The 11,576-nt window shown below is 39.0% G+C and carries 6 protein-coding genes; 3 read left to right on the forward strand and 3 right to left on the reverse strand.

Annotation, left to right across the window (positions count from 1 at the left end; all coding sequences use genetic code 11):
• The first annotated feature begins 73 nt into the window (after positions 1-73).
• The 3 genes from RMZ95_RS15160 to RMZ95_RS15170 all read left to right on the forward strand — a co-directional run bounded on the left by RMZ95_RS15160 (position 74) and on the right by RMZ95_RS15170 (position 6,224).
• Positions 74-2,524 (forward strand): hypothetical protein, encoded by a 2,451-nt coding sequence (locus RMZ95_RS15160; protein ID WP_322682533.1) that lies wholly within the window; start codon positions 74-76, stop codon positions 2,522-2,524.
• A gap of 458 nt (positions 2,525-2,982) precedes the next feature.
• Positions 2,983-5,196 (forward strand): alpha-glucan family phosphorylase, encoded by a 2,214-nt coding sequence (gene glgP, locus RMZ95_RS15165; RefSeq protein WP_322682532.1) that lies wholly within the window; start codon positions 2,983-2,985, stop codon positions 5,194-5,196.
• Positions 5,197-5,447: 251 nt separating this feature from the next.
• Positions 5,448-6,224, forward strand: coding sequence for a Uma2 family endonuclease (locus RMZ95_RS15170; protein ID WP_322682531.1), 777 nt, complete (start codon positions 5,448-5,450; stop codon positions 6,222-6,224).
• A 232-nt stretch (positions 6,225-6,456) separates the two neighbouring features.
• Here RMZ95_RS15170 and RMZ95_RS15175 read toward each other — a convergent pair whose 3' ends face one another.
• The 3 genes from RMZ95_RS15175 to RMZ95_RS15185 all read right to left on the reverse strand — a co-directional run bounded on the left by RMZ95_RS15175 (position 6,457) and on the right by RMZ95_RS15185 (position 11,406).
• Positions 6,457-8,604 (reverse strand): hypothetical protein, encoded by a 2,148-nt coding sequence (locus RMZ95_RS15175; protein WP_322682530.1) that lies wholly within the window; start codon positions 8,602-8,604, stop codon positions 6,457-6,459.
• A gap of 537 nt (positions 8,605-9,141) precedes the next feature.
• Positions 9,142-11,178, reverse strand: a complete 2,037-nt coding sequence (gene ligA / locus RMZ95_RS15180) for an NAD-dependent DNA ligase LigA (protein WP_322682529.1) — start codon at positions 11,176-11,178, stop codon at positions 9,142-9,144.
• A gap of 87 nt (positions 11,179-11,265) precedes the next feature.
• Positions 11,266-11,406 (reverse strand): hypothetical protein, encoded by a 141-nt coding sequence (locus tag RMZ95_RS15185; protein WP_322682528.1) that lies wholly within the window; start codon positions 11,404-11,406, stop codon positions 11,266-11,268.
• Positions 11,407-11,576: the final 170 nt, after the last annotated feature.

Genomic DNA, 11,576 nt, shown 5'->3' on the forward strand with positions numbered 1-11,576 from the left:
ATTTTGGTATTAATAAAACGTCGATACATGACAGATATATAATTGATTAAACTTTGTTTTTGAGCAAATAAATATGAGTAATTTTGACCATTCTCAGCATCGAAAAGATTATCTTATTTTATTAGTAATTTGGGTGATAGCGCTAGCTATAGATAGAGCTTGGTTTTTATTAGATGACTCAATTCCAGCCTTCGATCAAAGCGCACATTTAGCTACAGCATTACATCATTATAAAGTTTTTCAAAACTTCAATATCTTCTCAGGAGATTGGTGGTTATCTCTGTGGCAATTAACTCCAAGTTATCGCGCTCCTTTTGTATATATTTGCACTGTCCCATTTTTGATGTTGTTCGGCCGTGGATATGACCAAGCAAGTTTGGTCAACTTATTGTATACTGCGATGATTATATTTTCAGTATATCATTTAGGTAATTTTTTATTTGAAAATCGAAAAATTAGCATAACTGCCAGCATATTTTGTGTGTTATTTCCTATTTTGGGAATTATTCGGACAGATTATTTATTAGATTATGGTTTGACAGCAATTGTTACAGTAACTTTTACAGTCTTGACAATTTGGAAAGATAGTTATATTAGGTTTTGGTCATGGATGTTAACTATCCTTTTGGGCGTTGGAATAGGTTTAATTTTGTTGGCTAAACCTACAGGTTTTATTTTTATTTTAGTTCCTAGTCTTTGGGTATTAATTAGTTTTATTAGAAAACGTAGATTTGTCAAACTAATTCAAGCTTGCTTATCTTTGATAATAGCTTGGTTAATTTGTAGTTTTTGGTATGGCTTAAATTGGTTAACAATTATTACATCGGCATTAAATGCTAACCAAGTTGGAAAAAGGGAGGGCGATCCTTCTCCCACAACTATTGCTGGATGGCTATACTATCCACAAATGATCCCAGAAAGCGTTGGTTTACCAATATTATGTGCGAGTATTGGCATTTTATTGGTTTATCTGATTAAATATAAATTTATTACTAATTTAATTTCAGCGAATCTCCATAAATCGGCTCGAATTTGGTTATTAGTTACCTTAATTAGTAGCTATATAATTTGTTCTTTAGGCACAAATAAAGACATTAGATTTATTCTGCCATGCTTTCCGATAATTAGTTTAATATTGGCGGATTTATTCAATTTAGTTGACAATATATATTTTGATAGACTGAGATTAGCTACTTTAGTATTAAGTTGTATAGTTTTATTAAATAATTTGTTTCCATTGCCCCTAATTCAAGCATGGGGTGGTAGACATTTACCTAATAATGATGCTCAAGAATATCCTCTAGAGAAACTTATACATAAAATCACCGAAACCAATTTATATTTAAGGTCGAATTTAGGGGTAATTCCTGTTTCTACACCGCAGATAAATGAGTATACTTTAAATTATTTTGGGGCATTAGCAGATTTTCGCGTATCTGGCAGAAAATTAACAACCAAATTATCTCAGATAGAGCAAGATTTACAATATTTTTGTTGGTATATTACTAGAGATAATGAACCATATAGACCTGGAGAAAGTGGAGAGACTAAAAAGAAATTAAAATTTTTAGTCGAATCTTCTCCTGATTTGAAATTACAGGGCGATTGGATATTACCTCATGGAGATAAAATGCATTTATATAACTGCAAAAATCCTCCTGTAACTGTTGAAAAAATTAATAATAGCGAGTCTGCAATTAGTCTAGAAAAACTTGCAATTTCTCAGCAATTAATTTTAGATAAAAACAACCCTGTAAACTATGAGATAACAGGTTCATGGAATGATTTGCAAAATGGTATATTACTGCTAAAATGGCAAAATGGCCAATCATCCTGGTATCACGATCATGCCATTGGCTTAGGTAATTTATACTGTGGGATCAAATGTCATCCTGAAGGAACTTTCCGGGTGAAAGAAGCTTTAGCTACATTTATTCCGAAAACACTACCACTAGTAAAATATCAGTTATCAGCACTATATTTAGATAGAAGAAACAACAAAACCACATCTTTAAATATTCCAGATATTACTGTAAATGTGACAGATGTAGGAACAGTAGAAAAATCGCCAGCTTTAGATTTAGTTACCCGAACTTCACAACTAGCACAAGAGTTACAACAGGGGAAATTAAATAATATCTTTGTGCAGATAGGTCATTTCAATCAATACGATCCCACTCAGGATTATTTAAAACAAATTGATTTCGCGGCTAATTATTATCTGCAAACAGAGCCAAATAATTTAAATTGGCGTTACACTTTAGTCTTATCACAACTTTTACAGCGTCAAGTCCCAGAATTAATCCAAAATTTAAAAGAATTAACTAAATATGATGCTCAAAATCCTTACACATGGATTTATTTAGCTTTTGTTTATTTATATAATTTTCAACCTACACAAGCTGAACCAAAATTAGCGATCGCAGAACAATTAAAACCAGATATACCAGAATTAAAAACTTTAAAAACTGTAACAAATATTATGAAATTGTTGCCACTACAATGGTTTGCTACCAAGGAATAGGAGAAATTCAAATAAAAAACATTATTATGATGCAAGTAGCTGTAGTTAAAAATTGACTATTATCAAGACATATAAATAACTTTAGTTGCTGATTGTAAAAATATAAACAAATATTTACAATAAAACAAAAAAAGTAAAATAATGTCAACGAATTTGATAGAAAAAACATATTAAATCTGTCCAAAAGTAGAGATAATTTTTAGAAGACGAAAACAATACAAACCATTTACTTGGATAAGGTTTGATGTCGAGAAACTGTTCCAACTTCAGGGGAGAATTCAGCACGTGAAGGCTCCGGTGTTATAAACCTGAAGAGTAAATAAAAGGGACTGGGTATGGAAAAGAGGCATCGGGGCAGGGTGCAAAAGGGAAAATTCTCCCTTGCTCCCTGCTCCCTTGCTTCTTCCCCAGTTCCCGATACATAGAGAAAAAGTTAAGCGCGAGGACGTAGATTTAGTATGGCTAATAGCAGTGCAATCACCGCAGCACGACACTTGAGTGAAAAGTTACCTTCACCGCTCAAACGTTTGGCAGATTTGGCTTATAACTACTGGTGGAGTTGGAGCGGCGATCGCATCTCCCTATTCCAAAGCATCGATCCCCAAGAATGGGAACGCTGTGGGCATAATCCAGTCGCAATTTTAGAGTCGGCAACTTATGAGCGTTTGACGCAATTAGCAGAAGACCCATTTTATCTAAAGCAGATATCCGCCCTCGCACGTGAGTTTGACCAATACATCAACCAGCAAGATACTTGGGTTAGTCGAGTTGCACCGCAAGTATCCAGAGAGCATCCTATTGCTTACTTTTGCGCCGAATTTGGCATCCATGAATCTCTACCCGTCTACTCTGGCGGCTTAGGAATTCTCGCCGGGGATCACTTGAAATCATCATCAGATTTGGGTGTGCCGTTGGTTGGTGTTGGCTTGTTGTACCGCCAAGGTTATTTTCGGCAACGCTTGAACCGCCAAGGTTGGCAAGAAGATTATTATATTGACAACCCCTTTGACCACATGCCCTTGGAGTTAATTAAAAATGAGCAAGGGGAATCGGTGACTATCGAGTTACAAGTTCGCCAACGGGTTGTAAAAGTGCAAATCTGGCGAGTGCAAGTTGGGCGAGTCACCTTATATTTATTAGATAGCGATCGCCACGATAACGATCCCATTGACCGTTGGTTGACGGGACACTTATACGGCGGTAACTTGGAAACCCGCATCGCCCAAGAAGTCGTTTTGGGAATTGGTGGTGTTCGCGCCCTACACGCCTTGGGAATTGAACCTTCTGTCTATCACCTCAACGAAGGACACGCTGCATTCTGCACCTTAGAAGTTGCGCGGGTAGAAATTGAACGGACTGGTAAATCTTTCTACGACATCGAAGCCAAGGTGCGCAACAGTTGCGTATTCACCACCCATACCCCCGTTCCCGCCGGTCATGATGTCTTCTCACCCGATTTAATCGACTCCTTCTTTGCCAGCTATTGGCCGCAATTGCGACTTTCGCGCGAACAATTTTTGTCGCTGGGTGCAAGGCGATTGGGCGATCCTTGGGAACCCTTTGGGATGACCGTTTTAGCATTACGGATGTCGCGTGCTTGTAATGGCGTGAGTGAATTGCACGGTCAAGTTTCCCGTAAAATGTGGACAGTTCTCTATCCACAGCGATCCGAAGATAAGGTACCAATTGGTTACATTACCAATGGCGTTCATGCACCCACTTGGACTGCACCCTTGTTAGGTGACTTATACGAGGAATATTTGGGAGAAGACTGGAAAAATCGCGCCGTCGATCCCAAGATGTGGGCTAAAGTTGACGAGATTCCCGATGAGGAATTGTGGTCGCGGCATCTAATTCTCAAAGAAAGATTGATTGCCTTCACCCGTTATAAGGTAAAGAAATCACGGGAGTTGCGTGGCGAAAATCATCAACTCATTCAAGCAACAGAAAAATTACTCGATCCCAATGTCTTGACCATTGGATTTGCCAGACGCTTCAGCCCTTATAAACGCGGGGATCTGATTTTGCGCGATGCCGAACGCGCACTGAAGATTTTTGGTAATGCTCAACGTCCAGTACAAATTATCTTTGCAGGTAAAGCCCACCCAGCCGATGAAGAAGGTAAGCGGATTATCCAACGCTTAATGGAGTGGTGTCACAATTCCGGGATTATCAACCGAGTTGCCTTTATTGAAGATTACGACATTTACACTGGTCAAAAATTGGTGCAAGGCGTGGATGTTTGGTTAAATAATCCCCGTCGTCCTTTGGAAGCGTCTGGTACGAGTGGGCAAAAAGTCTGTTTCAACGGCGGTCTGAATTGCAGCGTTTTGGATGGCTGGTGGTGCGAAGGCTACCAAACAGGGCCAGATGGTAAAGGAATTAACGGTTGGGCAATTGGTGAAGATGCTCATACTAGCGATCAAGAATTGCAAGATGGGATTGATTCGCGATCGCTTTATCAGCTGTTAGAAGAAGAAATCGTTCCTCTATACTATGACCAAGATGCCCAAGGCATTCCCCACCGTTGGGTGCAAATGATGAAAACGTCCATTAAGACGAATGCGCCGTTATTCAACACCGACAGAATGATTGCCGACTACGTTTCACAGGTGTATGTCCCAGAGATTTCTAAGAGTGTGGAACCGATTTTAGCTAAAGTACTGCTTTAGAGCATTTTTACTTTCCTGGTTAAATAGGGGGCGGGTTTTCTGCCCCTTTTTTTGCTCTTATATCATGTCCGCTTGATTGCTTATTAAACCCGAAGAACCCCACCCCGCCAAAGCTGCACTTTGTCTCCCCTCCCCGCTTGCGGGGAGGGGTTGGGGGTGGGGTGTAATGACTGTGGTTAGTATAACTAATTATGCGGACATGATATTAGTATCGCTTGCGATAAGATCGAGAATAAATTCATGCTGTGTTTATGGCAACCCAACTCAGCCAAGCCAAATCACCAACAGAACTGGTAATCTCTTGGGAAGCCTTACCCAAAGATTTTCAACTAGAGGATGAACCAGTGGAGAATACCGGTCAGCCACTTTTAGCTGGTGCTTTGCGTGAAAGCCTAGAAATCAGTGGATTCATCCAACCCCAGATGTTGATAGCTTCAAACTTTGGTCTTTGTGCGACAGTCAACGAGCAATTTATTGCCAAAGCACCAGATTGGGTTTATGTGCCGTCGGTTAATGAAGTGGTGGCTAACCGCAAAAGTTATACACCCAATTTAGAAGGAGATATTCCGGCGATCGCTATTGAATTTTTATCCGATACTGAAGGTGGAGAATATTCAGTCAAGCGAACTTATCCACCAGGAAAATGGTTTTTCTACGAGCAAATTTTGCAGATTCCCATCTACGTGATTTTTGAACCTTATGGCGGTTTATTAGAATATTATCAACTGGAAAATAAGCGCTATGAGTTAAAGCAACCCGACGAAAATGGTCGTCATTGGATTGATGTAATGGGCTTATTTTTAGGAACTTGGCAAGGAACAAAAGAAGGTCGCACTGGTTATTGGTTGCGCTGGTGGGATCGAGATGGTAATTTGCTACTGTGGGCTGTAGAACAGATTGAACAAGAACGCCAACGCGCCGAACAAGAACGTCAACGCGCCGAACAAGAACGTCAGCAAAAAGAACGACTGATTGCTTACTTACAATCTCAAGGTATTGACCCGAATAACTTACCCCCGTTTGAGTAGAGACAATTTTAAAGTCCCTCTCCCAAACTTGGGAGAGGGATTTAGGGTGAGGGCTTTTTATTCATGCAAAAAGTCTAATCATCCAATTTTGCAAAACTAGTTTGCTATATCAATGCTGAATCATGACTGAGAGACAAGATCCCTGACTTCTTTAAAAATTCGGAAATCTGCGGCTGATAAATCGAATAGGATTATTACAGAAATCCTAAATCATTTGATGAATTAATACTCATTACTCTGGAAATATCTTTTTTAGTTGAGAAATAATATCAAAGTTGCTGATTTTCCAATCTTCCCATGCATTTTGAATAGCTTCTTTTTGTTCTTGAGTTAACTGCCAAGAAAGTGGAGGATTAATTTTACCACGAGGAAATTTAATAGGAATATGCATAATTTCTATTCCTTTCTGACAAGATTTATCTTTTAAAAATTGCTGCACTTTTTCCGGCTCATCATGCTTGTAGCCACATTTATACTTGTCTGTCAAAAGTTCTATATTTAATGTATTGCCTTCGTTCTGTGTATCACTACGAACATTTAATAAAGCGAGCAATGAACCAATAACTTCCATCTGCCATCCCGGAGCGCCTTTTTCTTTTTGGGGATTCTCATCATCAGGAAAAGCATTTATTTGGATTAAAACAACTTTTTTAATTTGGGAAGATTGCTCAGATTCTAATAGTTGATTCAGTAAATCTATGGTAGTACCAATACCAAAGTTGTCGAAGTAACCACCATCACCTATATGATAATTCCATCTAGTGTCTTGACTAGGACGGCACACAGGAGATACATAAGGAAAAGTGGCAGATAATCTAGCGGCTGTCGTCACATCAATATCATATTCTGGATAAAGGGTATTAAAATCTATAGATTTGCAATCCTTATGCGGACTAAAAGTCATTGGACTAACTAAAAAACGTCGTCCATCTTCAACTAAAGTTGCATTAAAAATAGGAATAGGAATAATTCCTTGGTCAATTTTTTTGCTCCAGCTACCTAAAGTTGCATCAGGATTTTTCATTTCCCCTTTCCAATCTATTTCGATAGCAGTACCACGGTCTTGTTCAGTTGTAGTATCTTTCTCTTTCTCTTTTGGTAAGACAAAAGGTAAACCAATAAAACGAAGTAAATCTGGATAAGCGAATCCCCAACCTGTAGCATCCAAACTATCTTCTGTAGCGCTTTTAAAAATCTGTTTTAATTGATTTTCTTCTGGATAACCCTGTTCTCCAAATCTATCCAAATAAAACATTGTACCGACAGAACCACCAGAAACTGAGCTTATCCAACCAATAGCTTTGGTAAATTTAGATCCAAGTTCTTGCTGTAAACCAGTCAAAACTTTAGCTGTCCATCCAGATGCTTGAATACCTCCACCACTAGCACAAACTACTACTAAAGTTTTATCTTCAGTTTGTTGATTTTTCAGACGTTGAGAGATAACGTCAATCCACTTTTCTTTTGTTGGTTTTAGCCAGTTATTTTTTGAGTATATTTTATAAAAATGGTCTACCTGAAAAATAGCATAAGAAACAGATGAAATTGCTAAAAATAATAGCAATGTGGGAATGCGAGACACATCAACAAAGTAAGAAATTCCTCCTATCCACACTACAATAACTGATAAAATGAGAGTAATATAAAAAAGAGCAGGAGCTTCAAATCTCCCTTTTTTTTGGCGAGGTTTCAAGATAAAATAACCTAAGCCATAAACAATTAGTAGAAAAAGTGAAAATACTGTTATTGCAGCAATTCCATAAGATAAATCACCATTGGCATCTACATAACCCCTTTGTATTCTTTCTGGTAAAAAAGAAATTATTTTTAATAAAGCCTGTATTAAAAACTGATTATGTTCAAAAAAATGCTTGTTAAAGTAATTGGTTATTAGCAATAAAGCTCCTGCAATAATGCCAAATATAATTCCCCAACCTTCCCAGCAACGATCTGCTTCTTGTATTTCTTTTTTAGAAAGCTGAGTCGCCTTTATAGCAATTGGAAGACTTAAAATAATAGCGATTAAATATTGGAGAAATACTGGAATTACTTGCTGTTGAGGTACATCAAAACGAAGATGGGAATTATACAAGATGATATCGAAAACTTGTATTGTAGACAGTCCTGCTAAAACTGCACCTCCAATAACCAAAATCAATTGATTATTAGCGCGAAGTACAAATAAGTTTTTCAACATCGCTGATAAACCAGGATTCACTGAAATTGTTGGCAAGAATAACAGCAATAAACCAACAATTATAGGTACTCGCAAAAAGAAAATATATTGCAGTACACTGTAGAAGTGTTGCAGCATTAAACCGAGGAATGCCAGTCCCAACCACAAGACAATACCGTTAAAAACCTGTTGTCTTTTGTTCATAACAAATCTCTGTAAATATACAAAAATTTAATTTTTTTTGTTCATATTGGCTTATATCTTGCACTCAGCTTTCAGATAAATGAAGATTGAAGAATAATTCAGGAGTCACAATTTAGGAGTGGAGCCGGAGACGCTCCACCTTTGCTCATTCCGGTGAGAATGAAGACGCTTGTGGACTCGCTCTAAAAGCAAGATATAAGCCAATAAAGTTTGATACACAAGAAGATATCAAAATTCCGCAAAAGTGATTATGAAGTTATATTTATACCAATTCTCTAAAATATGGCAATAGATTTAAACCCCGAAACCCAGATCCTAGCTGACTTTCTTAATTACGAATTGGTATTAGTTAAGTATTAAGAAGTACTAAATATGTATTGATACCAAAGTCTAAAAAATATAAAACATAAGTAGATTTTATCACCCAAATAAATAATGCAGGTTGGAGCGGTTATACTTTTAGGCTAATTGATAAGTATGGGTTAATTGCCTGGATTCGTTCACGAAATATATAGCTTTCCAGGCTTTTACCTGATTTTAATCTTCAAGCATTTCCAACAATTGCGTCTCGCTTAACTGTGTAATTCCCAAGGAAATTGCTTTCTCTAACTTGGAACCGGCATCTTCTCCTAACACTAAATAATCGGTTTTTTTACTCACTGAATCAGTTACTTTTCCCCCAGCTTTTTGAATCAAAGCCTTCGCTTCATCTCGCTTCAAGGTTGGCAATGTACCTGTAATTACAAAAGTTTTACCTGCAAATTTTTGATTACCATCCCCAAGTATTTTTGTTTCCTGGGTGGCAGCTAATTGCAATCCTTCTGCTTGTAAGCGTTCTATCAACCTTTGGTTAGCATCAATCCGAAACCACTGATACACAGATTGGGCAATTTCAGCACCAATACCATAAATGCCTTCAATATCTGATTGCTTTGCTGCCGCTAACTGCTCTACAGTAAAATATTTCTGAGTCAACAATTGAGCATTGACACTGCCAACATGACGGATGCCTAAACCATACAATACCCTTGACCAAGGTTGATTTTTTGACTGCGCGATCGCATCCACTAATTTCTCTGCCGACTTTTTCCCCATCCTTTCTAATTCACATAATTTCTCTGCTGTCAACTCATATAAATCGGCAACACAATCCACTAAACCTTTATCAACGAGTTGATACACTAGCTTTTCGCCCATACCTTTAATATCCAAGGCATCACGACTTACCCAATGTTCAATGGAACCTTTAAGAATCGCCGCACAGGAAGCATTGACGCATCGAGTCACCGCCTCACCTGATTCTCGCACCACCAATTGGCCGCAGACTGGACAATGGGTGGGCATAAGGAAGGGTTCGGTGTCAGCGGGACGGAGTTCTTTGATTACCCTCAGCACTTCTGGAATGATTTCCCCAGCTTTGCGGACAATCACAGTATCGCCAATGCGGATATCTAATTGAGCAATGCGATCGCTATTATGTAAAGTGGCGCGGGAAACTGTTGTTCCCGCCAGTTGCACTGGGCGCATCTCTGCTAATGGCGTTAACGCCCCCGTTCTACCAACATTTACAGCAATATTTTCCACACGCGTAGGTGCTTCTTCGGCTGGATACTTTAAGGCTACTGCCCACCGGGGGAATTTCTGCGTAAATCCTAGCTGTTCCTGAAGTTTAAAAGAATTCAGCTTTACTACTACCCCATCAGTCATGTAAGGTAAATTCAGCCGTTCCGTATCCCAGTATTCGTAATATTTTGCCACTTCTGCGATCGAAGCACAGAGTTTGTGTTTGGGGTTGACTCGAAAACCCATCTTTTCCAACAACTCCAACGCTTCCCATTGGGTATTAGCAATACTGGTGTCATCCCTACCAGGAATGTGCAAGGTGTAGCCAAAGAAATCTAAGCGCCGTTTAGCCACAATGCGGGAATCTAGTTGCCTGAGTGTACCAGCTGCGGCATTGCGGGGATTGGCAAATAATTGCTCACTGGCTTTTTGCCTTTCTTCGTTGATTTGTTTAAATACTTCCAACGGCAAAAACGCCTCGCCTCGCACTTCCACTCTTTCGAGAATTTCTAACCCTTCAAAATTCAAACGTAAGGGAATTGAGCGAATTGTCCGTACATTTTGGGTAATATCTTCACCCGTTACCCCATCACCCCTAGTTGTCCCTCTAACTAGAATGCCATTTTGGTAAGTTAGAGCCAAAGCAGAACCATCAATTTTAAGTTCAGTGACATATTCCACTGCATCTATTTTCGGTACTTGTCGCCGCCAACGCTGATCCCATGCTTGCAACTCATCAATATTGAATGCATTCTCCAGACTATACAAGGGGATATTGTGCCGCACCGAGGTAAACTGCGTTGCCGGTCTCTCACCCACGCGCTGAGTCGGACTATCGGGTGCTGTCAATTCTGGATATTGAGTTTCGAGTTGTTGCAATTCTCGATATAGCTGGTCATAGACTGCATCCTCCATGATTGGAGCATCTAGGACGTAATAAGCATAGCTGGCTTGTTGCAATAACTGGCGCAATTCTTCTGTGCGCTTTACTTCAGGCTTAATCTGTGTCATAAAATTATAAAATATCTAAGACAAGGCTAACAAATCATACATTTGTACTATACAAAATTTTGGCTTTTGAGCCATATCCCCCGCTACCTAATACTTGCATAGGGCGATCGCATCGCAAACTTCAGTAGGAAGCTTCCCCTGAGTACTAAGTATAATTCCACAGGTAAATAATTGAGAGCGATCGCGAGTTAATAAATCGCTATATAAAAGAATGTAGAGCCGTAGCATTGCTCACAGGTGTCAACTTAAGCTGAAAGCCTTTTCAAATCTCGTTTCCAGCCTCTGGGCTGAAAATGCACTTCAATTGCGGCTCTGCCTCTAATATCATGTCCGGTTAATTAGTTATAATTTCCGTCATCTATGCAGAAACCGGAAAACCCTCTTTCCCCCTGCCCCCT

Origin of the sequence: Nostoc sp. DedQUE07 (assembly GCF_034530975.2) — a bacterium.
Taxonomy (GTDB): Bacteria; Cyanobacteriota; Cyanobacteriia; order Cyanobacteriales; family Nostocaceae; genus Nostoc.